At 41.6% G+C, this 226-nt stretch carries 1 protein-coding gene; it reads right to left on the bottom strand.

Annotation, left to right across the window (positions count from 1 at the left end):
- Window positions 1–226 (bottom strand): hypothetical protein (locus ACVCZW_RS02085; RefSeq protein ID WP_452231525.1); only part of this gene is annotated, 226 nt, incomplete at both ends.

The following is a 226-nucleotide window of genomic DNA, read 5'->3' as shown; positions in this document are numbered from 1 at the left end:
GTTTCTGTTCCGTTTTGTATTCCATCACCATCTTCATCGTTATATACGGTTCCAGTTACTGTTCCGGCTGTAGTATAACCATCTATTCCTGCATCTACACTACCATTTGTTGGTACCGTTACTGATGTTGGCTCTGTTCCTTCTGTTAAACTTGCTCCTGCTGGTAAAGTAGTTGTATCTACTACGATATCTACTGTTCCTGCTGGTACTCCTGGAATAGTATACG

The sequence above is a fragment of the Lacinutrix sp. MEBiC02595 genome (assembly GCF_053601555.1).
The sequence above is the reverse complement of the archived record's forward strand: the minus strand, read 5'-3'. Positions and strand labels throughout refer to the sequence as shown.